This is a genomic window from Streptomyces sp. NPDC036984, from assembly GCF_055607665.1.
Window position 1 is genome coordinate 15,949 of sequence record NZ_JBVJRL010000024.1, and the last position, 24,797, is coordinate 40,745.

Consider the following 24,797-nt stretch of genomic DNA (forward strand, 5'->3'; position numbering starts at 1 on the left):
CGGACACGGCCCGCGCCACATCCGCCGGAATACTCAGGAAGGTACTCAGAACGCCGAAACCCCGGTCAGCGCGCGCCCGATGAGCAGCTTCTGGATCTGACTGGTGCCCTCGTAGAGGGTCATCACGCGGGCGTCGCGCAGGAGCTTGCCGGCCGGGTACTCGTCGATGTAGCCGTAGCCACCGAAGACCTGAAGGGCGTTGTTGGCGGCGCGGACGGCGGCCTCGGAGGCGAACAGCTTGGCCTTGGAGGACTCGACGGCGAACGGCTCGCCGCGGTCGATGAGGTCGGCGACCCGCCAGGTCAGCAGCCGGGCCGCGTCCACGTCGACGGCGATGTCACTGATCAGCTCCTGCACCAGCTGGTGCCGGGCGATGGGCTTGCCGAACTGCTCGCGCTCGCCGGCGTACCCGACGGCCGCGTCCAGCGCGGCCTGCGCGATGCCGACACAGCCGGCGGCCACGGACATCCGGCCCTTGGCGAGCGCGGACATCGCGACGGAGAAGCCCTTGCCCTCCTCGCCGAGCAGCGCGGAGGCGGGCACGCGCACGTCCTCCAGGACGAGTTCGGCGGTGGCCTGGCCGCGCAGGCCGAGCTTGCCGTGGATGGGGCGGCGGGTCAGGCCGGGGGTGTCGGTGGGGACCAGGAAGGCGGACACGCCCTTGTGGCCGGGGGCGTCGGTGGAGCGGGCGAAGAGCAGGACGACGTCGGCCCAGGTGCCGTTGGTGATGAACATCTTGGTGCCGTTGACGACGTAGTCGTCGCCGTCGCGCACGGCCCGGGTGGTGAGGTTGCCCGCGTCGGACCCGGTGCCGGGCTCGGTGAGGCCGAAGCAGCCGACGTACTCGCCCGCGGTGAGCCCCGGCAGCCAGCGCCGCTTCTGCTCCTCGCCGCCCCAGGCGGCGATCGTCTTGGCGACGAGTCCGAGGGAGACGGAGACGATGCCGCGGACCGAGGAGTCGCCGCGGCCCAGTTCCTCGGTGACCAGGCAGTAGGCGAGGTGGTCGCCGCCGGAGCCGCCGTAGTCCTCGTCGATGGTCAGGCCGAGGAAGCCGACCTCGCCGAGCTTCTTCACGATGCCCCGGTCGACCTCCTCGGCCCGGTCCCAGGCGACGACGTGCGGGGCGATCTCGCGCGTCACGAAGTCCCGCGCGAGCCGCCGTACGGCCGTCTGCTCCTCGCTGAGCCCCAGGTTCACCACGAGATCACCCCACACCGAAACGGATCCATCACTGGATCTTGAAAGCCGTACATTTAAATTAGCACTGCTAGTTTCTATCCGCAGCCCTACTATGTGCGCCATGGCCCGACCACGCAAGCCCCTCCTCAGCCCCGACCGGATCGTCGAGACGGCCCGGGAACTCGTGGACCGGGAGGGCCTGGCGGCGGTCTCCACCCGCCGGCTCGCCGCCGAGCTGGGGGTGAGCGGGCCCTCGCTCTACAACCACTTCCGCACCAAGGACGAGATCCTGGAGGCGGTGGCGGACTCGGTGAGCGCGCTGGTCGACCTGTCGATGTTCGAGGACGGCCGGGACTGGCGGACCGCGCTGCACGACTGGGCGGTCTCCTACCGGGCCGCCCTGCGTGACCACCCGAACATCGTCCCGGTCCTCGCCCGCGGCCCCGGCCGCCGCCCCGCCGCGCTGCGCCTGGCCGACGCGGTGTACGGCGCGATGGTCGACGCGGGCTGGCCGCCCGCACAGGCGACCTCCATCGGCGCGCTGATGCGGTACTTCATCATGGGCTCGGCGCTCGGTTCGTTCGCCGGCGGCTTCGTGGACGACGCCAGCGCGTACGACCCCGCCGACTATCCCCACCTGGGCCAGGCCCATCTGCTCGCCGAGCAGCAGGAGAAGATCGACGAGCGGGCCTTCGAGGCGGGGATCGGTGCGCTGCTGGACGGCCTGGCGCAGCAGTACGAGCAGGTACAGCAGAGCGTGCAGCGATAATTCGGTGGGGACCGAAGTGTCCGTGCCGCATGCTGGGCGGCATGACCGCCAAGGATGCCCGGGCCGCCGGTCTCGCCGCGCTCGCCTCGCTGATCGCCGACGAGACGCGGGCCACGTGTCTGCTGACCCTGCTCGACGGGCGTGCCTGGACCGCCGGTGAGCTGGCCCGCCACGCCGGGGTCGCCGCGTCGACGCTCAGCGGGCACCTGGGCAAGCTGGTGGCCGGGGGCCTGCTGGCGGAGGAACGGCAGGGGCGGCACCGGTACGTGCGGCTGGCCGACGCGCGTGTGGCACAGCTGATCGAGGACCTCGCCGCGCAGGTGCGTGTGCCCGCGGCGGCCGCACGGCCACGTTCGCTGCGCGAGTCGAGCGTGGGATCCGCGATGGCGCGGGGCCGGACCTGTTACGACCATCTCGCCGGGCGGCTCGGCATCGCCGTCACGGATGCGCTGACCCTCCGGGGGCTGCTGCGGCAGGACACGGGGTTCGCGCTCACGGATGCGGGGGTGGAGTGGTTCGCGGCGGTGGGTATTCCGCTCGACCTGTCGAGTCGGCGTCCGCTCGCCCGTGCCTGCCTGGACTGGACCGAGCGGCGGCCTCATCTGGCGGGGGCGGCGGGGGCCGCGCTGTGCCGGCATGCGCTGGACGCGGGGTGGTGTGTGCGGGTGGGGTCGGGGCGGGCCGTGAAGGTGACTCCGCCGGGTCAGGCGGTGCTGTCGTCGTTGCTGGGCATTCCGTCCGATGCGCTGCGGTGAGGTTCGGCCACGGGGGCGGGCCCGCCGGTCGGGTGCCGGGCGGGTCCGTCGTGGCCGGTCGCGCCCGCGCGGCGGAGCCGCACATGAACACAGCCCCGCGCCCTTGGGCACTCGCCGCGCCGCCTGCCGGAACCGCGCCGCCGCTGCGGCCGGCCGCGCGTCGCACCCGCGTAGCCGCGGGCAGGTCGCGCCTGTCATGCCTGTCATGCCTGTCATGCCTGTCCGGTATCCGCCGGTCAAGACACCGCCTTCCACCCAGCCTCGGGAGCATGATGAACGCCGCCCCACGCCACCACCTGCTGCCGGCCGGCGCAGCCGTCGTCACCGTCGTCCTCTGGGCGTCAGCCTTCGTGGCGATACGGAGCGCCGGGCAGGAGTACTCCCCCGGCGCGCTGGCCCTGGGCCGGCTGGCGTCGGGAGCGCTCGCACTCGGGGTCATCTGGGCCGTACGCCGGGAAGGACTGCCGCCCAGAGCCGCCTGGCGCGGCATCCTGCTCTCCGGTCTGCTGTGGTTCGGGTTCTACATGGTCGCCCTGAACTGGGGCGAGCAGCAGGTGGACGCCGGTACCGCCGCCCTCGTGGTGAACGTCGGCCCGCTGCTGATCGCCCTGCTCGGCGCCCGGTTGCTCGGCGATCCGATGCCGCCGCGGCTGCTGGCCGGGATGGCCGTGTCGTTCGCGGGCGCGGTGACCGTGGGGCTGTCGATGTCGGGCGGCGGCCGCACCTCGGTACTCGGCGTGCTGCTGTGCCTGCTCGCCGCGGTGGCGTACGCCTCCGGGGTCGTCGCACAGAAGCCGGCCCTCGGGCGGGCGAGTGCGCTGCAGGTGACGACGTTCGGGTGTCTGGTCGGGGCGGTGGCGTGTGTGCCGTTCGCCGGGCAACTGGTGCACGAGGCCGCCCGCGCTCCCGCGTCGGCGACGCTGAACATGGTCTACCTGGGCGTCTTCCCGACCGCTCTCGCCTTCACCACCTGGGCCTACGCCCTCGCCCGCACCACCGCCAGCCGGATGGGCGCCACGACGTACGCCGTGCCCGCCCTGGTGGTGGCGATGTCGTGGCTGGTCCTGGACGAGGTGCCGGGGGCGCTCACGCTGGTGGGCGGGGTGCTGTGTCTCGCGGGTGTGGCGGTGTCACGGTCCCGGGCCCGCGCCGGCGGGGCGGCCCGGGTCGCGGCCGGGGAGCAGCCGCGACCCGAGAAGGTGTCCTGAGCGTCAGAACCGAGAAGGCGGCCGTAGCGTCAGAAGACGACCAGCGCCCGGCCGCCCTTGCCCGCGAGCATGTTCTCGAAGGCCGCCGGGATGCCCTTCAGGCCGATGCGCTCGGTGACCAGGGCCGACAGGTCCAGGCGGCCCTCCCTGACGTGCGTGGCGAGGACCGGCAGGTCGCGGGCCGGGTCGCTGTTGCCGTAGACGCAGCCGGACAGGGTGCGGCCCCAGTGGAAGAGTTCCAGGGCGTTGAAGGTGACCTGCTGGTCCTTGCCGCCGATGCCGACGACCGTCGTGCGGCCGCCGCGGCGGGTGGAATCCCAGGCCGCGCGGATGCTGACGGCACGGCCCACGCACTCCACGGAGACGTCGACGCCCTGCTTGCCGGTGAGGGCGCGGATCTCGCGGGGGGTGTTCTCGGAGGCGAGGACGTAGTCGGTGGCACCGGCCGCGCGGGCCAGTTCCTCCTTCTCGGGCGAGACGTCGACCGCGATGACGCGGGACGCGCCGGCGATGCGGGCCGACTGGAGGGCGGCCAGACCGACTCCGCCGACGCCGAACACGGCGACGGTCTCGCCGGGCTGGATGCGTGCCGAGTGGTGCACGGCGCCGTACCCGGTGAGCACGGCGCAGCCCAGGAGGGCGGCGTCCACCAGCGGAACCCCCTCCGGCAGCGGCAGCACACAGGACGCGGCGACCACCGTCTCCTCGGCGAACGCGGCCACGTTCAGGCCGGGATGGAGGTCGGTGCCGTCGGCGGTGCGGGCGTACACGTCGGCGGCGCCGTTCAGCGCGTTGGCGCACAGCCAGACCTCGCCGAGTGTGCAGGCGTGGCAGGTCCCGCAGGACGGCGCCCAGTTGAGGACCACCGGCGCGCCGGGCGCGACATGGGTGACGCCCTCCCCGACGGCGACGACCGTGCCGGCGCCCTCGTGGCCGAGGACGGCCGGGACCGGCACCCGCATGGTTCCGTCGGACAGGGACAGGTCGGAGTGGCAGACCCCCGCGGCGGCGAGGCGGACCCGGACCTGTCCGGGGCCCGGCTCGGGCAGCTCGATCTCGGTGATCTCCAGCGGGGCGCCGATGGCGGGCAGGACGGCGGCTCGTACGGCCATGACGGGGACTCCCTTAGAACTGGAGGGACTTGGTCTGGAGGAACTCGGCGAGCCCGTGGCTGCCGAGTTCCCGGCCGACTCCGGACTGCTTGTAACCGCCGAAGGGCGCGAGGGGGTTGAACCGGCCGCCGTTGATGTCCACCTGGCCGGTGTCCATGCGGCGTGCGAAGGCCACCGCCTCGGCCTCGTCGCCTGCCCAGACTGCGCCCGCGAGGCCGTACACCGTGCCGTTGGCGATGCGCAGGGCGTCCTCCTCGTCGTCGTACCTCAGGATCGACAGGACCGGGCCGAAGATCTCCTCCTGGGCGATCGTCATCTCCGGGGTGACGTCGGCGAAGACGGTCGGGCTGACGAAGTAGCCCTTCTCGCAGGGGGCTTCGGGGCCGCCCGCGACCAGGCGGGCGCCCTCGGCGATGCCCTTCTCGATGTAACCGCGCACCCGCGCCTGCTGTTTGGCGTTGACCACCGGGCCGATGCGGTCGCCGTACTTGGCGGCGGCCGTCCGCGCCAGCTCGACTGCCTCGGCGTACTGGTCGCGGTGGACCAGCATGCGGGTCCAGGCGCTGCACGTCTGGCCGGAGTTGGCCATCACGTTGGCGACGCCGACGTTGACCGCCCTGGCCAGGTCGGCGCTCGGCAGGATGACGTTGGCCGACTTGCCGCCCAGCTCCAGAGCGACCTTCTTGACAGCCGCGCCGGCCACCGCGCCGATCTGCCTGCCGACCGCCGTCGAGCCGGTGAAGGAGACCAGGTCCACACCCGGGTGCTCGGCGAGGGCCTGCCCGGCGACCGGGCCGAAGCCGGTGACCAGGTTGAACACGCCCGCGGGTACGCCCGCCTCGTGCACCGCCTCGGCGAACCGCTGGGCGGTGAGCGGGGTGTCCTCGGCGGGCTTGAGGACCACCGTGCACCCGGCGGCGAGGGCCGCGGCGACCTTGGCGACGATCTGGTGCAGCGGGTAGTTCCAGGGGGTGATCGCGCCGACCACGCCGACCGGCTCGTGCAGCACGGTGGAGGTGCCGACCCGCTCCTCGAAGGAGTGGCGGGCGGCGAGCTCGGCGAAGGCGGCGGCGACCGCGATGGGGGTGCCGACGTGCACGGTCTCGGCGAACTTCGGGGGCGCGCCCAGTTCCGCGGTGACCGTCTCGGCGATCTCGGCCTGCCGGGCCTCGAGAACGTCCCGGAGCGCGGCGAGGCGCGCGGCGCGCTCGGCCGGGGGCGTGGCGGCCCACCCGGGCAGGGCGGCGCGCGCGGCGCGTACGGCGGTGTCCACGTCCAGGGCGCCGCCGGCCGGGACCCGGCCGATGACCTGCTCGTCGGCGGGGTTGACGACCTCGATCACGTCCCTGCTCTCGGCGGGGCGCCAGGCGCCGTCGATGTACAGGCCGTCGTGTGCCTTCATGCTCTTCCTCCCGGCGGGTACGCGTCGTCCGGCACACAAACTAGCGGTGATAGTTTTCGGGCGCCAGACACCCTGTGGCCGCAGACGTACCGGGCCATCATGACGAACGGACCGGCCGGTGCGGACAACGGGTCCGCACCGGCCGGTCCGCCGGTCACCTGGTCGCGGTCAGATGGGCGAAGACCACCACGTTGCTGGTGTAGCCGGTCCGCCGGCTGAAGAGGCCGCCGCAGGTGATGACCCGCAGCTCCGGGCGCCCGGTCGGACCGTAGACCTCCTTGTCCGGGAAGCCGGCCTTGTCGAAGACCTTGACCCGGTCCACGGAGTAGACGGCGGTCCGCCCGTCCGCCCGCGCGACCTCGATGGGTTTGCCGGGTCGCACCTGGGCGAGCCCGGCGAACACGGCCGGCCCGGTCCTGGTGTCACGGTGGCCGACGGCGATCGCGGTGCCGGACTCGCCGGGCGTGGGGCCGCCCTGGTACCAGCCGACCAGCTTGGGCCGGTCGACGGGCGGTGTCTCCAGCTCCCGGTTGCGGTCGAGCCGGAGCGGGATGATCGGGGCGGCGATGCCCAGCGAGGGCACGCGGAGGGTGGTCGGGCGGGACCGGGGCAGCGGGCGGGGGGGCGGTGCGGGCCGGGAGTCGCCCGGGCCGGACTCATCCCGGCTCGCGCCGCGCCCGTCGGCCCGGACGGACATCCGGTCCCCGGCCGCCCGCTGCGGGGCGGCCGGCCTCCCGTCGCCGCCGCAGCGCACCACCGTCACCAGGACGACCACGAGCAGGGCCGTCCTGGCGAGACGGTAGGCGCGGGTCCGGTACCAGGGCCTGCGTCGGTACCTACGCGGCACCATGGGGCCGCCGGCGGTTCAGCCGGAAGTACACGACACCACTGACGGCGACCAGACCCACGGCGGCCGCGGCGGCCACCGGCGAGTACGCGGCGGCTGTGTCGATGAGGCCGCCGCCACCGGCGTGCACACCGCCCTTCGGCCCGTTGTGGTCGCCGCCCTGGCCCCAGGCCGTGTCGTTCTGCTGATGGTCCGCGATCTGCCCGCCCGGTCCCTTCGACCCGTCGTGCTGGCCGTCGTGCTGGCCGTCGTGGCAGCTGACCCGGAAGACCTTCTCCTTCAGGGCCGGGGGTGTGCCCACGGTCCAGCTGACCTTGTACTGCCCGTCCGCCAGCCCCAGCGGGTCGGTGTGCCCGGCACCCCCGGCGAGCTGGATGGTGCCGGTGACGGTGGCGGCGGTGGGCAGCGGAGGCTGCGGAGTGATGGTGTACAAGATGCTGGGGAGGACGTCGAAGTTGACGGCCTCGAGATAGAACCGGCACACCACCGGATCATCCTTGGCCGACCCCACCAGCGCGGTTCCATGGAGATGGCGCTCGTCGTGGATCCTGATGTCGCCGTTCTCCCCCTGGGCCACCGCGCTCGGCGCCGCCACCCATGACGCGCCGGCCGCGGCGAGGGCGGTGAGGACGACTGTGGCACCCGCGCGGGAGCCGACGGCACGTGGAAGTGTCAGGGTGGGCATGCGCATCCTCCGAGTTCAGACGATTTTCATACAAATCGCTCTTTCGTCTCGGACTCTGCGTCATGCACCCCGTACCCGCCGGGACCGACGCCCGGCGCGCCGTCAGAGATCGCTCGTGCGGCGCAATCCCGGCCGCCTCGGCCGCTCCCTGGCCGCCCCCTGCCCGGCCGGCCCCACGGACCCGTCCGGCGAGCGCAGCGCCACCCCCGACGACAGCAGCAGCAACGCCCCCAGCAGCACGAACGGCGCCGCCACCCCCGCCAGACCGGCGACCAGGCCCGCGGCGGCCGGAGCGACGACCTGGCCGAGCCGGTTGCCGGTCAGGCGCAGGGCGAGCGCGGTGGAGCGGGCCTGCGCGGGCGCGGCCTGCACCACCGTCGTCATCGACAGCGGCTGGCCCACGCCCAGGCAGAAGCCGAGGACGGTGAGCAGCGCGCCGAGCGCCCACACCGGCACCGGCAGTGCGACCCCCGCACACAGCAGCGCCGCCAGCAGGCAGGTCACGGTGAGCAGCGGGGGCCGGCCGAGCAGCCGGAGCAGCGGGGTGAGGACGAGCCGGCAGGCGATGGTGGCACCGGCCCGCAGGCTGAGCAGGACGCCGATCACCGAGGGGGCGATGCCCCGGTGCTCGCCGACCACCGGGAGGTACGCGGTGAGGATGTCTGTCGCGGACAGCACCGACAGGCTGATCAGCATGCCCGCGGGCACGCCCCGGGCGCGCAGGATGCCGGCGACCGGCACGCGGTCGCCCTGCTGCGGGCGGGCGTCGAACGCCGTACGGTCCTCGATGCGCCACAGCGAGGTGAACGCCACCGCCGCGCCCGCGCCCGCCACGACGAGGGCGAGCGCGCTGCTGTGCGCCATGTCGGCGCCGCCGATGAGGGCGCCCGCGGCCACGGGTCCGACGAGCTGGCCGAGGGAGGCGCCGATGGTGAAGTGCCCGAAGTTGCGGTCCTGTTCGTGCGGCGCGGACCGGCGGGCCACCAGCGACTGGGCGCCGATCACGAAGCACAGGTGGCCGAGGCCCATCACGCCGCTCCACAGGGCCATCGCCCGCAGGGAGTTCGCCGCTCCGCTGAGCGCGCAGCCGCCGGCGATGAGGACCACGCCCACCGGCAGCAGGGGTGCGCAGCGGCCGTGGTCGGTGCGGCGGCCGAGCGGTACGGCGGCGAAGAGCGGCAGCAGGGCGTACACACCGGCGATGACACCGACCGCCCGTTCGTCGGCGCCCAGCGCGAGGGCCCGATAGGAGACGGCGGGCCGGGCCATCGACACCGCCCCCTGCGCACAGGAGAAGGCGATGACGAGGCGGAGCAGCCAGCCGCGGTTCCCACCGGGCGCCATGGAGTGTCCTCCCAGGTGATCAGATGATGCCGAACAGGATTCCCGCGCCGAGGACCACCAGCGAGGTGAGGGCGGCCCACTTGACCACGAACCGGGTGTGGTCACCGAACTCGACCTTGGCCATGCCGACCAGGACGTACACGGCGGGGACGAGCGGACTGGACATGTGCAGGGGCTGGCCGACCAGGGAGGCGCGGGCGATCTCCAGCGAGGAGACGCCGTGCGCCTGGCCCGCCTCGGCGAGCACCGGCAGGACGCCGAAGTAGAAGCCGTCGTTGGACATGAAGTAGGTGAGCGGGATGCTCAGCACGCCGGTGACGAAGGCCATGTGCGGGCCCATGCCGTCGGGGATGTTGTCCACCAGCCAGGTGGCCATGTGGTCCACCATGCCGGTGCCCTGGAGGACGCCGGTGAAGACGGCGGCGGCGAACACCATGCCGGAGACGTTGAGGACGTTCTCCGCATGGGCGGCGATGCGGGCCTTCTGGTCCGGCATGTGCGGGAAGTTGACGGTCAGGGCGAGGGCCGCGCCGAGCAGGAACAGCACCGGGATCGGCAGCCACTCCATGATCATGGCGGTGAGCAGGGCGACCGTGAGCAGCGCGTTGAACCAGTACAGCTTCGGGCGCAGGGTGGGGCGGTCGGGGTCCAGGCCCTGGAAGCCCTCCTCCGCCGGCTCGTCCGGGAGGTCCGCGCCCGCGCCGGAGCCGCCGGCCTTCTTGGCCTCCCTGCCGGAACCGGCACCGGACCCGGCGCCGACCAGAACCGTCTCCTGCTCCTCGACCAGCACCTCGTCCAGCGTGAGCACACCGAGCCGGCTGCGCTCGCGGCGGCCGAGGAAGTAGGCGAGGGCGAAGACGAACACCAGGCCCATGGCGAGGGCCGGGATCATCGGCACGAAGATGTCGCTCGCGTCGAGCTTCAGCGCGGTGGCGGCCCGCGCGGTGGGACCGCCCCAGGGCAGCGTGTTCATCACACCGTTGGCCATGGCGGCGACACCGGTCATCACGACCAGGGACATCTTCAGTCGCTTGTACAGCGGGTACATCGCCGAGACGGTGATCATGAAGGTGGTGGAGCCGTCGCCGTCCAGGGAGACGATCGCGGCGAGGACCGCGGTACCGAGGACGATGCGCAGCGGGTCGGCCTTGCAGAACTTCAGGATGGCCCGGACGACCGGATCGAAGAGGCCGACGTCGATCATCACACCGAAGTAGACGATCGCGAACATGAGCATCGCCGCGGTGGGGGCGAGGCCGGTGACGCCGTCGATGACGTAGTCGCCGAGCTTGGCGCCCTTGCCCACGAACACGCAGAACAGCGCGGGTATGAGCACGAGCGCCGCGATCGGCGACAGCTTCTTCAGCATGATCAGGACCAAGAAGGTCGCGATCATGGCGAAGCCGAGGATGGTCAGCATGAGTGGATACCTAACGTTCGCCCTTGAACATCCCACCTGGGGGTCGGCGGTGCGATGACGTTAGGTCCGTTCAAACGGCGTTAACAAGTGGTTGACGCACGAGCAATAAGCGCAAAAGTCCAGGTCACAGCAGTGCGGCCAGCTCGACGGGGACACCGTTGAGCACCGCGTTGCCCGAGAGCGGGTCGAGCAGGCTGCCGTCGAGCAGCTGGTTGACGTTGACTCCGGGGTCGAGGGCGGCATGACTGAGCCGGGTGCCGGGCCGGTCGTGGCCCCAGCCGTGCGGCAGGCTCACCACCCCGGGCCGGACGCCGTCGGTGACCTCGGCGGGGGCCACCACCTCTCCCCCGGCGCCCTTGACGCGTACGTCCGCGCCGTCCCGGATGCCGAGGCGGGCGGCGTCCTCGGGGTGGATGTGCACGGTGCAGCGGTTGCTGCCGCCGGTGAGCGTGGGCACGTTGTGCATCCAGCTGTTGTTCGAGCGCAGGTGGCGGCGGCCGACGAGGACGAGACCCGCGGGGCGCTCGTGCAGGGCCGCGCGGAGCCGGGGCAGGTCGCCGGCGATCGGCTCGGGCAGCAGCTCCACCTTGCCGCTACGGGTCCGCAGCGGCTGCGGCAGGCGCGGGCGCAGCGGGCCGAGGTCGATGCCGTGCGGGTGGGCGAGCAGCTTCTCCAGGGTCAGCCCGTCGGGCCGGGCGCCGAAGCCGTCGCCGTAGGGGCCGAGGCGCAGCATCATGTCGAGCCGCCGCTCGGGGCCGTTGTCACCGGTGAGCCGGCCGGCGAGTTCGCGCGGGTCGCGGCCGTGCACCGGCGCGTGCTCGTCCGTCACCGCCTTGCCGAGGGTCTGGTCGATGACCATGGCGTCGACCGCGGCCGGGTCGGCGCCGTGCATGCCGGTGGCGGCCAGGACCAGCCGGGCGAGGATCTCGCTCTCCGCCATGCGGCCCGGCTCCAGCGGGACGGCGGGGCGGGTGTAGCGGACCTGGTTGCGCACCGCGAGGGTGTTGAAGGCGAAGTCGTGGTGCGGGCTCTGGGCGGGCGGGGGCGGCGGCAGCACGACGTGGGCGTGGCGCGAGGTCTCGTTCAGGTACGGGTCGACGCTGACCATGAAGTCCAGGGAGTCCAGCGCCTTGTCGAGCCGGTGGCCGTCGGGCGCGGAGAGCACCGGGTTGGCCGCGATGGCGATCAGCGCGCGGACCGGGGTCCCCTCGTCGGTCGCGGTGTCGATCTCCTCGGCGAGCGCGGAGAGCGGCAACTCCCCCTTCGCCTCGGGGTGTTTGCGCACCCGGGAGTGCCAGCGGCCGAGCGCGAACCCGCGACCGGGGCCCGCCGGGCGGGGCGCCTTGTCGGTGGCGGCCTGCGGGAAGAGGGCACCGCCGGGCCGGTCCAGGTTGCCGGTGAGGATGTTGAGCACGTCGACCAGCCAGCTGGCCAGGGTGCCGTGCGGGACGGTGCAGCTGCCGATGCGGGCGTAGACGGCGGCGGTGGGGGCGGCGGCGAGGTCGCGGGCGAGGGCACGGATGTCGCCGGCGTCGAGGTCGCAGGCGGGCGCCACGGCCTCGGGGGTGAAGTCGCCGAGGGCCTCCCGGAGTTCGTCGACGCCCTGGACGTGCGGGGCCAGGTGCCCGAGGTCGGCCAGGTCCTCCGCGAAGAGGGTGTGCGCCATCGCGGCGAGCAGCAGGGCGTCGGTGCCGGGGCGTATCGCCAGGTGCCGGTCGGCGAGCTTCGCGGTGCGGGTGCGGCGCGGGTCCACGACCGTGAGGCGGCCGCCGCGGGCCTTGAGGGCCTTGAGCCTGCCGGGGAAGTCGGGGGCGGTGCAGAGACTGCCGTTGGACTCCAGCGGGTTGGCGCCGATCAGGAGCAGGTGGTCGGTGTGGTCGAGGTCCGGCACCGGGATGGCGTTGGCATCGCCGAACAGCAGGCCGCTGGAGACGTGCTTGGGCATCTGGTCGACCGTGGAGGCGGTGAACAGGCTGCGGGTGCGCAGCGCGCCGAGCAGGACCGGCGGGTAGAGGGCGCCGGCCATGGTGTGCACGTTGGGGTTGCCGAGGACCACGCCGACGGAGTCGGGGCCGTACCGCTCCACGACCGGGCGCAGGCCCGCGGCGACCGCGTCGAACGCCTCCTCCCAGGTGGCCTCGCTCAGGACGCCGTCCTTGCGGACGAGCGGGGTGCGCAGCCGGTCGGGATCGCCGTCGACGGCGCCGAAGGAGGCGCCCTTGGGGCAGATGAACCCCTTGCTGAAGACGTCCTCCCGGTCTCCGCGGGCGCCGGTGACGCGGGTGCCCTCGATGGTGAGGGTCAGCCCGCAGGTGGCCTCGCACAGGGGGCAGATTCGCAGGGCGGTGCGGGACACGGATCCTCCCGGAGGGTCGGCGGCGGACCCGCCCGGGTGCGGGCAGGCCCGGGGTGAGCATACCGACCGGTATGCATGGTGGGGAGCCCTGGCGCGGGACCGTTCAGTCGAGCACGCGCGCGAGATACGCCCGCAGCAGTTCCCGGGTCTCGGCGATGATCGCCTCGTCCCCCTGAGGATCGATCCGGAAGGCCAGCTGGACGAGCGTGTCGGCGCTCTCCACGGCGACCAGGAAGACCCGCCGCAGGTCCGCGTCCGGGGTGCGGGAGAGGTAGCCGGCGAGCAGCTCGGTCAGCCGGTCGGCGACCCGGGTGTTGGGCTCGGTGTGGCGGGAGCCGACCGGGATCTGGTTGCCGAAGTCGACCAGGGAGAAGCCGGGTGCGGTGCGCTTCATGGCGAGGTACTCGTCCAGAACGGCATCCATCGCGACCCGCCAGTCGGCTCCACGCCCGGAGGAGGCCATGCGCTCGGAGGACGCTGTGCGCTCCGAGGACGCTGTGCGCTCGGACACCACGCCGGAGGACACCGGCCGCTCGGACACCGGACCGCGCTCGGAGGACACCGCGCGCTCGAACACCGCCGCCCGCTCGGAGGACACCGCACGCTCGGACACCGCGCCGCGCTCGACGTCCGACCTCCGCTCGGCGTCGGCCTTCCGCTCCCCGTCCGCCCTCCGCTCGACCGCTTCCGGGCGCTCGGGCTCCCCCCGCGGCTCACCTCCTCGCGGCCCGGAGGCATCCGCGGCGGCCGCCTCCCGCAGCCGTTCGGTGACGCGCTCGATGTACCGCTCCAGGTTGCGCTGGGCGAGGGCGTCGGCCATCTGCCGCTTGTTGCCGAAGAAGCGGTAGACGGAGCCGATGGGGACTCCGGCGCGCTGGGCGACCGCGCGCGTGCTCAGGGCGTCGTAGCCGACCTCGTCGAGGAGTTCGGCGCAGGCGTCCAGGATCCTGGTCAGCCGTTCGGCGCTGCGCCGCTGGACCGGCGCGCGGCGGAGCGATGTCGCGTGGGGCACGGGCTTCATGATGCCTTTCCGCCGGGGTCCGGTGAACCTCGTCCCCCAGTACGGACCCGGGCGGCCCGCACACTCATGCGCCGACGGCAGTCGATTCCGGCCATATTCGTCCGCCCCGAGGGCACGCGCCCACGGCCGCGCTCACCCGCCGGCATCCGGCCCCGGCCGGCTGCTCCGCCGCGGCCGACACCGCGTCCGACACCGTGATGTCGGCGGTGCTCTCGACGGGCTTGCCGCGCACGGCCCACACCGTGCCGTCGTCGGCGTACAACCGCACGGTGACCTGGTGGGTGCCGTGCGGCAGACCGGCGGCCAGGTGGTAGGTGGCGGTGCGCAGCCGGGCGACCCGGCGGCCGTCGACGAAGAGGTGGGCGAGCCCGCGGCCGGTGACCGCCGTCGGCTGCGCGTCGGGCGCGGACCAGCGGAAGTGGCGGAAGGTCAGCCGGACGCCCCAGCCGCCGGCCGAGTCCGGGGTGACCTCGACACCGACCTCGGGGGCGTTCGTCCCGGGCACCTCGCGCAGATGCCGGCCGGCCTCGTCGGTGTCGTCCAGAACCTTCCCCACCGGCGAGGGCGAGACCGTGCCGCCGTGCGCCTCGCCGGTTGTGCAGGCCACCGCTCCCCACGACAGCAGGACGCACACCGCGAGTGCGGCGAGAGGTCCACGCGTCCACTTCGTCCACGACATGACCGGGAGCGTAGAACAGCGGCCCGGCACCCCGGATCCCCCTCAGGTCTGGTTCCGGTCCTCCCACGGTGGGAGGACCCCGGGACCCTCTTGCGCGGGACCCTCACTCATTCCTACGGTGAGGCATAGGAATCGGGAGCGCGAGGGAGCGATCATGAGCGGGGACGCACGGAAGACCGCCGAGGGGCTGTCCTATCTGACCGGGTTCGGCAACGAACACGCCTCGGAGGCGGTGCCGGGCGCCCTGCCCGAGGGCCGCAACTCGCCGCAGCGCGCGCCGCTCGGCCTCTACGCCGAGCAGCTGAGCGGTACGGCGTTCACCGAGCCACGGGCGCACAACCGGCGCTCCTGGCTCTACCGCATCCGCCCCTCGGCCGCGCACCCGGCGTTCACCCGCGCCGACAACGGCGCGCTGCGCACGGCCCCCTTCACCGAGACGGAGGCCGACCCCAACCGGCTGCGCTGGAACCCGCTGCCGGAGCCCCCGGCGGGCACCGACTTCCTCGGCGGCCTGTGGACGCTGGGCGGCAACGGCGACGCGACCCAGCGCGCGGGCATGGCCGTGCACCTGTACCACGCCAACGCCTCGATGGAACGGGTCTTCTCGGACGCCGACGGGGAGCTGCTGATCGTGCCGGAGCGGGGCGGGCTGCTGCTGCACACCGAGTTCGGCCGTCTGCATGTGGAGCCGGCCCAGGTGGCGTTGATCAAGCGTGGGGTGCGGTTCCGTGTGGAGCTGCTGGACGAGTCCGCCCGTGGCTATGTGTGCGAGAACTACGGAGCGTCGTTCCGGCTGCCCGACCTCGGCCCGATCGGCGCCAACGGGCTGGCCAACCCCCGGGACTTCCGGGCTCCGGTCGCCGCGTACGAGGACGTCGAGGGGCCGGTGGAGGTGGTGAACAAGTTCTGCGGCAACCTCTGGACGGCGACCTACGACCACAGTCCCCTGGACGTGGTCGCCTGGCATGGCAACTATGTGCCGTACGTCTATGATCTGCGCCATTTCAATGTGATCGGCACCATCTCCTACGACCACCCCGACCCGTCGATCTTCACGGTCCTGACCTCCCCGTCGGACACCCCGGGCCTGGCCGGCGTCGACTTCGTCGTCTTCGCGCCGCGCTGGCTGGTGGGCGAGGACACCTTCCGGCCGCCGTACTTCCACCGGAACGTGATGAGCGAGTACATGGGCCTGATCGAGGGCGCGTACGACGCCAAGACCTCCGGTCCAGGGGGCTTTGTGCCGGGCGGCGGCTCGCTGCACAACATGATGTCGGCGCACGGCCCGGACCGGGAGACGTTCGACCGGGCGAGCGCGGCCGAGCTGCGCCCGCAGAAGATCGACGACGGGCTGGCGTTCATGTTCGAGACCCGCTGGCCGGTGACCCTCACTCCGCAGGCGGCCGGGGCGGAACACCTCCAGCAGCGCTACGACGATGTGTGGCAAGGACTGGAGCGCCACTTCCGGGGGTGAGGCCGCCGTTGCGCCGAACGTTCTCCGACAGGTACGGATAGCCGCGTGACCTCATTCGCTCCGGATTCGATCGTCCTGAACCGCAAGCTGCCGCTGTGGTACCAGGTGTCGCAGTCGCTGCGCGCCTCGATACTGGGCCGCTCCGCCGAGGACCCGCTGCGGCTGCCCACCGAGGAGCAGCTGGCGGAGCACTACGGCGTGAGCGTGCTGACCATGCGGCAGGCACTGAAGGAGCTGGAGGACGAAGGGCTGATCAGCCGGCACCGGCGGCGCGGCACGTTCATCGAGCCCGGGGTCCGGCGCGGGGCGCCGGTGCGGCTGCTGGGCTCGGTGGACACGATCGTGGCCCAGCAGTCCGGGATGACGACCGAGCTGCTGGACCACGGCCGGGTGCCGGTGCCGGCCGGGCTCGCCGAGTACTTCCCGGACCTCGCGGAGGTGGCGACGTACCACCGCCTGCGCAGCGACGAGAAGACCGGCGAGCCGACCAACCACGCCGTCAACCACATCCGTCCCGAACTGGCCGACCGCATCGACCCGGCCGATCTGGTCCGCTGGCCGATGACGAAGGTGCTGCGGGACGTGGTCAAGGCGGACATCAGCCGGATCACCGACACCGTGCAGGCCCGGCTCGCCGACCCGGAGACGGCACGGCTGCTCGAAGTCCCGCTGCTCAGCCCGATCCTGCACTACACGGGTGTGACGTACGACACCGACGGCCGGGTGCTGGACGTGGCGGTCATCCACTACCGGGGGGACCGCTTCTCGTTCACCGTCACGCTGGACGCCACCTGATCCGCGGGGCGGGCGAGGCCGTACGATGCCGGGCGTGACGCACGACGACGCTCCGCTGCTGGCGGACCTCATGCCGTGGTCCGTCGCACCGCTGCGGCCGGGCCGCGCCTGGCCGACGGCGCCCGATCCGGCCTGTCTGAAGGCCCGCTGGGACGCCCTGCTCACGGCCGGAGGGCCGGACCGGGAGGCCCTGTTCGAACCGACCCGTGCTCGTACGCTCGGCTCGGCGGTGGGCCAGCTGCCGGGCCAGTCCACCGGCACGGAGCGGCTGGCGCGTGCCGAGGGCGCCTGCGCGGAGCCGGTGCGGGTGCTGACCGCGCCCTTCGACGAGCAGTGGCTGATCCCGGACCACCGGCTGATCGACACGGCCCGCCCGGAGCTGTGGCGGGTGGCGGACGCCCACCAGGTGTTCACGGTCGAGACGGGCGACGCCGGCACCCCACTGCTGGCGACCACGCTCCTGCCCACGCTGCGCACCGGCCGGATCCGCCCCCTCAACCGCCGCCCCGGCGGCACCGAGCCGAACCTGGCCCCCGGCCTGCTGGACCATCTGTCGGCCCGCCTGGGCACCCGCCCCACGGCATGGGACGTGCTGGCCTGGATCCTGGCGACGGCCCGCCCGGAGCTCACCGTGCCGCTCACCCACGACCCCGGACTGTGGGCGTCCGGCGTGGACCTGGGCCGCCGCATGCTCTGGCTGATGCGCCGCGACGGCGAACGCCCCAAGCTGCCGGGCGGCCGCCGCCCGTACGTCCGCGCGCCCCTGCCGACCCTCCCCCTGACCCTCCGCTACGACCCCGACGAGGAGACCCTGCACCTGGACGAGGGCCGCATCTCCCCCGTCCCGCCCGAGGCCTGGGACTACGAGGTGGCCGGAGTCCGGGTCCTGGAGACCTGGTTCGCGGCCCGCACCACCCCGGCCGAACCGGGCACGCTCGCCGCGATCCGCCCGGCGGCCTGGCCGCAGACCTGGACGTCGGAGCTGCTGGAACTGATCACGGTCCTCACCCTGCTGGCGGAACTCCGGCCGCTGCGGGCCGGCATGAAGGTGACGTCACCAATCACGGCGAGCGACCTGCGGCAGGCGGGCGTCCTGCCGGTACCGGAGTCGTCCCGCCGCCCCGCCTCGGTACTGGACCACCACGAGGAGGGCCCGGAGGGTCAGTTCGCCCTCGTCTGACGCGGCGCGCACGCCTCCAGCTCGCGCAGTGAGCCGCACTGCTGACAAAGCCGCCGTTCAGGGGCCATGATCCGGGCATGGATCAGCCGATGGAGCAGCCCGTGCGTCAGCAGCCCCTCCCCCTGGAGGGCATCACCGTCGTCGCCGTGGAACAGGCCGTGTCCGCGCCCTTCGCGACCCGGCAGCTCGCCGACCTGGGCGCCCGGGTCGTCAAGGTGGAGCGCGTCGACGGCGGCGACTTCGCGCGGGGGTACGACACCGCGGCCGGCGGTCTCGCCTCGCACTTCGTGTGGTGCAACCGCGGCAAGGAGTCCCTCGCGCTGGACCTCAAGGACCCGCGCGGCCTGGACGTCGTACGGCGGCTGGTCGCGGACGCGGACGTGTTCGTGCAGAACCTCGCGCACGGCGCGGCGGCCCGGCTCGGTCTGGACGCGGCCACGCTGTGCGCCGCGCACCCGCGGCTGATCGCCGTGGACATCTCGGGCTACGGCGGCTCGGGGCCGTACGCGGACAAGCGGGCGTACGACATGCTCGTGCAGTGCGAGGCAGGGCTGGTGTCGGTGACCGGGACGCCGGAGCAGCCGGTTAAGGCGGGCATCCCGGCGGCGGACATCGCGGCGGCCATGTACGCGTTCTCGGGGGTGCTGGCCGCGCTCGTGCGGCGCGGGACGACCGGGCGGGGCGGGCCGGTGGAGGTGTCCATGCTGGAGGCGCTCGCCGAGTGGCTGGGTCATCCGCTGCACCACGCGATGCACGGCGGCGAGCCGCCGGCCCGCACCGGGCTCGCGCACGCCGTCATCGCGCCGTACGACGCCTATCCGACGGCGGACGGCGGGCGGGTGCTGCTGTCGGTGCAGAACGACCGGGAGTGGCGGCGGCTGGCCGAACAGGTCATGGGCCGCCCGGAACTGGGCACGGACCCCGCCTTCGCGACGAATGCCGCGCGGGTGGCGCACCGGGAGCGGACCGATGCGCTGGTCGCGGGGGCGCTGGGCGCCCTGGACACCGAGGAGGCGCTGGCCCGGCTGGAGAAGGCCGGCATCGCCTGCGCCCGGCTGCGGGATCTGCACGAACTGGCGGAGCATCCGCAGCTGGCGGCCCGGGAGCGGTGGCGTCAGGTGGGGTCGCCGGTCGGGCCGCTGAAGGCGCTGCTGCCTCCCATCACGCTGCCGGGCGGGGACGAGGCACGGATGGGGGACGTACCCGCCCTCGGGCAGCACACCGGGGCGCTGCTGCGTGCCGTGGGGATGACGGACGGCGAGATCGCAGCGTTGCGCCGGGACGGTGTGGTGGCCTGAGCGCGGGCATGCCCGCGCGGTGAGCCGCGTCGGTGGCGGTCGCGACCCGCTGCCGCGGTCGGTCAGCGACCGCCGAACAGCGAACGGCGCAGCCGACGCAGCGGTGCGAACAGGGAGACGCGGCTGACCCGCGCGCCTCGGTCGCTGCGCCGGTGCGTGGAGTCACGCGCCGTCAGCTCCCGCATCAGCGAGGTCGCCTCGACCGTCTCCCGCTGCGGTATGGCGGGACCCGCCAGTACCGACAGATGGCGGTCGAGACGCGAACTGGTCGCGCTGCTCCCGCAGGTGATCGCAGGGACCCTGGCCCTGCTGCGCACTGTTATCTGCTCCATGTCACTCCCCACCCGTACGAGTCCACCCGGCCCGGGCAGGCTAACCCTATCGCCCCAGTGGGGCACGCGGGTATCTCGGCCACGGGATTCACCTTCCCTGTAAGGGGGTTGACCATTCCCTTTTGACTACTCTCCGAATCCAACCGATTTCAGGGTGAGTTGGACAATGGGCTGGCCGGTCGGTTGCGCTGACCCACCGTCAGGCTCGACGGTTACGGCGAGTGACGTCGAGGAGGGGTCGAGACCCTTGGCGACCAAGGGCGTGTCGCCGCTGAAGAGCCCGAGGGAGCGCGGTTGCACGCGGGGGCGCATGAGCCAGAGCTGGTGTACGCGTCCGCCGGGCGGGGTGCCGTATCCGCTGAGGGTGACGACGGCCTCCCGCTCGGAGGCGGAAGCGATCACTCCGATACTGCGGCCCCGCGCGTCCTCGCCGCTCGCCGCGCGAGCGTCGGCAGCGGCCAGAACGTGGGCGATCTCACGTGCCCGGGCCTGCTCGGCGGCGAGCCGGTCCTCGGTGCGGTGCGCCTGGACCGCGAAGAGGGAGGCGACGACGAGGGACGCGGCGGCGGTCGCCGTGGCGAAGGGCGCGAAGAGGGGGCGCGGCCGGCGGGTACGGCTGCGCGGCGGCGGGGGCTGGGTGCCCCAGACGTGCGGCGGCAGCTGCGGCGCGCGCTCCCGGGCGGGCTGCGGCGCCTGCTCCTGGGGGGTGGTGCGCACGGCGGCCAGCACCCGGTCGCGCAGGGCGGCCGGTGCGGGGGCGGCGGTGGACCAGGCGAGCCGGACCGCGTCCTCGGCCAGGTCCCGCACCTCGGCGGCACACCGGTCGCAGCCCGCCAGATGCTTCTCGAAGCGGCGCCGCTCGCCCGACTCCAGGGCGTCGAGCGCGTAGGGCGCTGCGAGCGAGTGCAGATCCTCGCGGCGCAGCAGCTTGCCGACGATGCTCATGCGGCGCCTCCCAGGCACTCGCGCAGCCGGCTGAGTCCGTCGCGCATCCGCGTCTTGACCGTGCCGAGCGGCAGCGAGAGCCGCTCGGCCACCTCACGGTAGGTGTAGCCGTCGTAGTAGGCCAGGGTCACCGACTGGCGCTGAAGAGCCGTGAGCCGGTTCAGGCAGCGGCGCACCCACTCGCGTTCCAGGCCGGCCTCGACCTCCTCGGCGACCTGGTCGAACGCGGGCTCCCCGGCGCGCAGGGCCTCGCGCTGCTCGCGTTCCCCGGCCGCGCGGGCGCTGCGCACCCGGTCGACGGCGCGGCGATGGGCGAGGGTGAGGATCCAGGACAGGGCGCTGCCCCGGCCCGGGTCGAACCGGGCGGCGGAGCGCCACAGTTCGAGCAGCACCTCCTGGGCGACCTCCTCGGACTGTGCGGGATCGCGGACCACCCGGCGTACCAGCCCGAACACCGGCCCCGACACCAGTCCGTACAGGTCCTCGAACGCCCGCTGGTCACCGCGGGCCACGAGCACCAGCAGCTCGTCCGCCTGCATGCGGGCCCCCTCTCCGTGGCCGCAGCCGGGTCTTCCTCGCGCACCGCGCATCCGCACCGAGACACACCTCCCCGAGGTGATACGGATCAGCGGGCCGAAAACGCGGGTCACCGGCCGGGAAAAAGTTTTTTCCCGGCCGACCCATCCGATCGGCGGTTCCGCTCCGTATACCCGTCCGTCAAAGGCAAGTCGGCACTGAGGACGGACGGCATGACACCTGTTTTCTCCAGGGGCGCCCTCTCCCGGAGCGTGTTCTCCGGGAACCGCACGGGACGCGCGGGCCTGGTCACGCTCATCTGCGGCGCACTGGCCGGCGGAGGGCTCACGGCCGCCGGCGTGGCCACGCTGGCACCCGGGGCGGCCTCCGCGTCCTCGCACCGCGAGGCCCCGCTGATCTCCGGCACCCCGCAGTACGACAACACCGACCTGTACGCGTTCGTCAGCCCGGACAAGCCCGACACGACGACGATCGTGGCGAACTGGATCCCGTTCGAGGAACCGGCCGGCGGACCGAACTTCTACACGTTCGCCGACGACGCCCAGTACGACCTCCACGTCGACAACAACGGTGACGCACAGGACGAGTTGATCTTCCGCTACACCTTCAGGACGCATACGAAGAACGGGAACACGTTCCTGTACAACACCGGTCCGGTCACCAGCCTGGACGACCCCGACCTCAACATCACACAGACGTACGACATCGACCTCATCCGGTCGAAGAACCAGCACGTGATGTCGAAGACGAAACTCGCGGACGACGTACCGGTGGCGCCGTCGAACGTCGGCAAGGCGTCCATGCCGGACTACGGCAAGCTGCGCTCGCAGGCGGTGTACAAGACGGCGGGCGGCGCCGCGACCTTCGCCGGCCAGGCGGACGACCCGTTCTTCCTGGACCTGCGCGTCTTCGACCTGCTCTACGGCGGGAACCTCACCGAGGTCGGCCGGGACACCCTCAAGGGCTACAACGTCAACACCATCGCCCTCCAGGTGCCGAACGACCTGATCCGCGAGTCGTCCCACCAGCCCGTCGTGGGCATCTGGTCGACCACCCAGCGGCGTAACGCGCAGGGCTACTACTCGCAGGTCTCGCGCCTCGGCAACCCGCTGGTCAACGAGGTCGTCAACCCGCAGAAGGACAAGGACAAGTTCAACGCGTCCCAGCCCGGCTACGACGCCCAGTTCCTGAAGAACGTCACCAACCCGGAGCTGCCGAAGCTCATCGAGTCGATCTACAAGATCAAGGCGCCCGCCGAGCCGCGCAACGACCTGGTCGACGTCTTCCTCAAGGGCGTCAAGGGCCTCAACCAGCCTCCGCACGTGCAGCCTTCGGAGCAGCTGCGGCTGAACACCTCGATCAAGCCGGCCATGCACCCCAAGCGGCTCGGTGTCCTGGACGGCGACAACGCGGGCTTCCCCAACGGACGCCGGCTCTCCGACGACGTGATCGACGAGGCGCTCCAGGTCGTGGAGGGCGAACTGGTCGGCTCCAAGAACGACTTGGGCGACGCCGTCGACAAGAACGACAAGAACTTCGAGAAGTACTTCCCGTACGTCGCCGAGCCCACGGCCGGTTCGCGCGGCCGGCTCGCCAAGGGCACGACGGCGGGCGCGGACGTGCGCAGCCAGCTCGGGGACGCCCTCCAGCCGGCCGGGTCCTCCTCCGGCGGCTCCGGCGACACGATGCTGATCGCCGCCTCGGCGGCCTCCGGTGCGGCCGGGATCCTGCTGATCGGCACCGCGTTCGCGTGGTGGCGCCGGCGTATGCAGCGCGCGTACTGATTCCCGCACCCCCCGAGACCGGCGCGGCCCGTATTCCCCCCTCCCCCACGGCGGGCCGCGCCTCCCCTACGTATACGAACCCACGGAGGACAAGGCATGGGCCCGCGCGGGCACGACGACGAGAAGGCCGGGCAGAGGACGGACGGGAGCCAGGACGACCTGCCGACGCCGCCGTCGGCGCCGGAGACGGAGACGGTCGCCTGCGGGACCGGCGCGGACGAGAGCACCGAAGGCCGTCCGGCCGCCGACGCGGGCGAGGACGCCGCCGCCGACGCGCCCGTGACCGACGTCGAGCACGCGGCCGCCGACGAGCGCGTGGCCGCCGTGCGGCGGGTCGGGGCCGTCGGGCGCCGTCGGCGGTTCCTCCAGCTCGCCTGCTGCGCGGCTCTGTTGGCGGTTGCCATGACCGGCGGTGCGATCGCGCTCGGCGCGGACCGGGCGCCGGTGTCCACGCCCCTCGTCGCCGACGCCACAGGCCCCGGTGTCCTGGGCGGCGGAAACCTCGACGCGAGCATCACCGCGCTCCAGGCGCATCTGCGGGCCCAGCCCAAGGACTTCGGCGGCTGGGCCACCCTCGGTCTGGCGTACGTCGAGCAGGCCCGGACCAAGGGCGACCCCGCCCGGTACCCGCAGGCGGAGCAGGCGCTGCGGCGGTCCCTGTCGCTGGCGCCGGACAACGACCAGGCCCTGGCCGGCCGCGCCGCCCTCGCCGCCGCCCGGCACGACTTCGAGAAGGCCCTGACCTTCGCGGACGCGGCCCTGGAACAGAATCCGTACAGCGAGCGCGCGCTGTCCTCCCGTATCGACGCGCTGGTCGAACTCGGCCGGTACACCGACGCGGCCGGGGCCGCGCGGACCGCGGACGCGCGCAGGCCGGGCGTGCCGGTCTTCACCCGGTACGCCTATGCGCACGAGCTGAGCGGGGACGTGACCACCGCGCGCCGCGTCCTCAAACAGGCGCTGGCCGCCGCCACTTCGCCCGGCGACACGGCGTACGTGGCCACCCAGCTCGGCCAACTCGCCTGGAACCAGGGCGATTACCCGACGGCGCTCACCTCCTACGCCCGCGCTCTGGCCGCCGACGACGGCTACCTCCCGGCGCTGGAGGGCCGGGCCCGCGCGCGGGCGGCGAGCGGTGACCGCGCCGCGGCGATCAAGGACATGGAGGCGGTGGTCGCCCGCTCCCCGCTGCCCGGTCCGCTGGTCGAGCTGGGTGAGCTGTACGAGGCGCGGGGCGCGGCCGGCGACCGGGCGCGGGCCCGGCGGCAGTACGCGCTGGTCGACGCCTGGACCGCGCTGGCCCGCGCCAACGGCGTCAACGCCGACCTGGACACCGCACTGGCCGCCGCCGACCACGGCGACAAGGCCGCCGCCCTGCGCGCGGCCCGCGCCGAATGGGCCCGCCGGCACACCGTGCACACCGCGGACGCCCTCGCCTGGGCGCTGCACGTCAACGGCCGGGACGCCGAGGCTCTGCCGTACGCCCGCCGGGCCACGGCCACCGGTTACCGGAGCGCTACCTTCCGCTACCACCGCGGCGTGATCGAACTGGCCACGGGCCACCGGGCGGCCGGCCGTGCCTCGCTCGCCTCCGCCCTGGAACTGAACCCCGGGTTCTCCCCGCTGGGTGCGGCGCGGGCCCGCAAGGCGCTGGAGGGAGCCGAGTGAAGCGGCG

Annotated in this window: 21 protein-coding genes and 2 pseudogenes; 9 read left to right on the forward strand and 14 right to left on the reverse strand. The window is 73.1% G+C overall.

Annotated features, from left to right (window positions below):
- Positions 1 to 45: 45 nt before the first annotated feature.
- On the reverse strand, positions 46 to 1,197 hold the full coding sequence (locus ACZ7DL_RS31860) for an acyl-CoA dehydrogenase family protein (RefSeq protein WP_470779636.1): 1,152 nt from the start codon (positions 1,195 to 1,197) through the stop codon (positions 46 to 48).
- A gap of 103 nt (positions 1,198 to 1,300) precedes the next feature.
- Between ACZ7DL_RS31860 and ACZ7DL_RS31865 the strand changes: the two genes are divergently transcribed.
- From ACZ7DL_RS31865 to ACZ7DL_RS31875, 3 genes are all read left to right on the forward strand, one after another.
- Positions 1,301 to 1,948 carry a TetR/AcrR family transcriptional regulator gene (locus tag ACZ7DL_RS31865; RefSeq protein WP_470779493.1) on the forward strand — a complete coding sequence of 216 codons (648 nt, stop codon included), beginning with the start codon at positions 1,301 to 1,303 and terminating at the stop codon, positions 1,946 to 1,948.
- A gap of 41 nt (positions 1,949 to 1,989) precedes the next feature.
- A complete protein-coding gene (locus tag ACZ7DL_RS31870; protein WP_470779494.1) occupies positions 1,990 to 2,703 on the forward strand; it encodes an ArsR/SmtB family transcription factor in 714 nt (237 codons plus the stop codon).
- Positions 2,704 to 2,972: 269 nt separating this feature from the next.
- Positions 2,973 to 3,911, forward strand: coding sequence for a DMT family transporter (locus ACZ7DL_RS31875; RefSeq protein WP_470779496.1), 939 nt, complete (start codon positions 2,973 to 2,975; stop codon positions 3,909 to 3,911).
- Between the two features lie 29 nt (positions 3,912 to 3,940).
- On the opposite strand, the gene ACZ7DL_RS31880 is transcribed toward ACZ7DL_RS31875, so the two are convergent.
- The 10 genes and pseudogenes from ACZ7DL_RS31880 to ACZ7DL_RS31925 form a co-directional block, all read right to left on the reverse strand.
- Positions 3,941 to 5,023 carry a Zn-dependent alcohol dehydrogenase gene (locus ACZ7DL_RS31880; RefSeq protein WP_470779497.1) on the reverse strand — a complete coding sequence of 361 codons (1,083 nt, stop codon included), beginning with the start codon at positions 5,021 to 5,023 and terminating at the stop codon, positions 3,941 to 3,943.
- A 13-nt stretch (positions 5,024 to 5,036) separates the two neighbouring features.
- On the reverse strand, positions 5,037 to 6,425 hold the full coding sequence (locus tag ACZ7DL_RS31885) for an aldehyde dehydrogenase family protein (RefSeq protein ID WP_470779499.1): 1,389 nt from the start codon (positions 6,423 to 6,425) through the stop codon (positions 5,037 to 5,039).
- A gap of 154 nt (positions 6,426 to 6,579) precedes the next feature.
- The gene (locus tag ACZ7DL_RS31890; protein WP_470779500.1) at positions 6,580 to 7,275 is read right to left on the reverse strand and encodes a class F sortase; all 696 of its coding nucleotides are present in this window, start codon (positions 7,273 to 7,275) and stop codon (positions 6,580 to 6,582) included.
- Positions 7,262 to 7,957 carry a hypothetical protein gene (locus tag ACZ7DL_RS31895; protein ID WP_470779502.1) on the reverse strand — a complete coding sequence of 232 codons (696 nt, stop codon included), beginning with the start codon at positions 7,955 to 7,957 and terminating at the stop codon, positions 7,262 to 7,264. Before ACZ7DL_RS31895 ends, ACZ7DL_RS31890 begins: the two co-directional genes overlap by 14 nt.
- Before the next feature lie 102 nt (positions 7,958 to 8,059).
- On the reverse strand, positions 8,060 to 9,301 hold the full coding sequence (locus ACZ7DL_RS31900) for an MFS transporter (RefSeq protein ID WP_470779503.1): 1,242 nt from the start codon (positions 9,299 to 9,301) through the stop codon (positions 8,060 to 8,062).
- 19 nt (positions 9,302 to 9,320) lie between these two features.
- Positions 9,321 to 10,721 carry a CitMHS family transporter gene (locus ACZ7DL_RS31905; protein WP_470779504.1) on the reverse strand — a complete coding sequence of 467 codons (1,401 nt, stop codon included), beginning with the start codon at positions 10,719 to 10,721 and terminating at the stop codon, positions 9,321 to 9,323.
- Positions 10,722 to 10,845: 124 nt separating this feature from the next.
- On the reverse strand, positions 10,846 to 13,077 hold the full coding sequence (locus ACZ7DL_RS31910; RefSeq protein ID WP_470779505.1) for a molybdopterin oxidoreductase family protein: 2,232 nt from the start codon (positions 13,075 to 13,077) through the stop codon (positions 10,846 to 10,848).
- 103 nt (positions 13,078 to 13,180) lie between these two features.
- Positions 13,181 to 13,516 (reverse strand): annotated as a pseudogene (locus ACZ7DL_RS31915) (TetR/AcrR family transcriptional regulator); the annotation flags it as partial.
- Between the two features lie 309 nt (positions 13,517 to 13,825).
- Positions 13,826 to 14,098, reverse strand: a pseudogene (locus tag ACZ7DL_RS31920) (TetR/AcrR family transcriptional regulator); the annotation flags it as partial.
- A 64-nt stretch (positions 14,099 to 14,162) separates the two neighbouring features.
- Positions 14,163 to 14,777 (reverse strand): hypothetical protein, encoded by a 615-nt coding sequence (locus ACZ7DL_RS31925; protein ID WP_470779507.1) that lies wholly within the window; start codon positions 14,775 to 14,777, stop codon positions 14,163 to 14,165.
- A 154-nt stretch (positions 14,778 to 14,931) separates the two neighbouring features.
- On the opposite strand from ACZ7DL_RS31925, the gene hmgA reads away from it, so the two are divergent.
- From hmgA to ACZ7DL_RS31945, 4 genes are all read left to right on the forward strand, one after another.
- Positions 14,932 to 16,251, forward strand: coding sequence for a homogentisate 1,2-dioxygenase (gene hmgA / locus ACZ7DL_RS31930; RefSeq protein ID WP_470779509.1), 1,320 nt, complete (start codon positions 14,932 to 14,934; stop codon positions 16,249 to 16,251).
- A gap of 45 nt (positions 16,252 to 16,296) precedes the next feature.
- Positions 16,297 to 17,046 (forward strand): GntR family transcriptional regulator, encoded by a 750-nt coding sequence (locus tag ACZ7DL_RS31935; protein ID WP_470779510.1) that lies wholly within the window; start codon positions 16,297 to 16,299, stop codon positions 17,044 to 17,046.
- A 25-nt stretch (positions 17,047 to 17,071) separates the two neighbouring features.
- The gene (locus tag ACZ7DL_RS31940; protein WP_470779511.1) at positions 17,072 to 18,226 is read left to right on the forward strand and encodes a type ISP restriction/modification enzyme; all 1,155 of its coding nucleotides are present in this window, start codon (positions 17,072 to 17,074) and stop codon (positions 18,224 to 18,226) included.
- Positions 18,227 to 18,303: 77 nt separating this feature from the next.
- Positions 18,304 to 19,524, forward strand: a complete 1,221-nt coding sequence (locus tag ACZ7DL_RS31945) for a CaiB/BaiF CoA transferase family protein (RefSeq protein ID WP_470779513.1) — start codon at positions 18,304 to 18,306, stop codon at positions 19,522 to 19,524.
- 62 nt (positions 19,525 to 19,586) lie between these two features.
- Here the strand turns inward: ACZ7DL_RS31945 and ACZ7DL_RS31950 are convergent, their stop codons facing one another.
- The 3 genes from ACZ7DL_RS31950 to ACZ7DL_RS31960 all read right to left on the reverse strand — a co-directional run bounded on the left by ACZ7DL_RS31950 (position 19,587) and on the right by ACZ7DL_RS31960 (position 21,340).
- Entirely contained in the window at positions 19,587 to 19,856 is a 270-nt protein-coding gene (locus ACZ7DL_RS31950) for a hypothetical protein (RefSeq protein ID WP_470779514.1), read from the reverse strand.
- A 126-nt stretch (positions 19,857 to 19,982) separates the two neighbouring features.
- Entirely contained in the window at positions 19,983 to 20,801 is an 819-nt protein-coding gene (locus tag ACZ7DL_RS31955; protein WP_470779516.1) for an anti-sigma factor, read from the reverse strand.
- Complete coding sequence (locus ACZ7DL_RS31960; protein ID WP_470779518.1) at positions 20,798 to 21,340, reverse strand: sigma-70 family RNA polymerase sigma factor; 543 nt, start codon at positions 21,338 to 21,340, stop codon at positions 20,798 to 20,800. Before ACZ7DL_RS31960 ends, ACZ7DL_RS31955 begins: the two co-directional genes overlap by 4 nt.
- 210 nt (positions 21,341 to 21,550) lie before the next feature.
- Between ACZ7DL_RS31960 and ACZ7DL_RS31965 the strand changes: the two genes are divergently transcribed.
- Positions 21,551 to 23,122: a DUF4331 domain-containing protein gene (locus ACZ7DL_RS31965; RefSeq protein WP_470779520.1), complete on the forward strand. Its 1,572-nt coding sequence runs from the start codon at positions 21,551 to 21,553 to the stop codon at positions 23,120 to 23,122.
- A 96-nt stretch (positions 23,123 to 23,218) separates the two neighbouring features.
- Complete coding sequence (locus ACZ7DL_RS31970; RefSeq protein WP_470779522.1) at positions 23,219 to 24,790, forward strand: tetratricopeptide repeat protein; 1,572 nt, start codon at positions 23,219 to 23,221, stop codon at positions 24,788 to 24,790.
- The last annotated feature ends 7 nt before the right edge of the window (positions 24,791 to 24,797 follow it).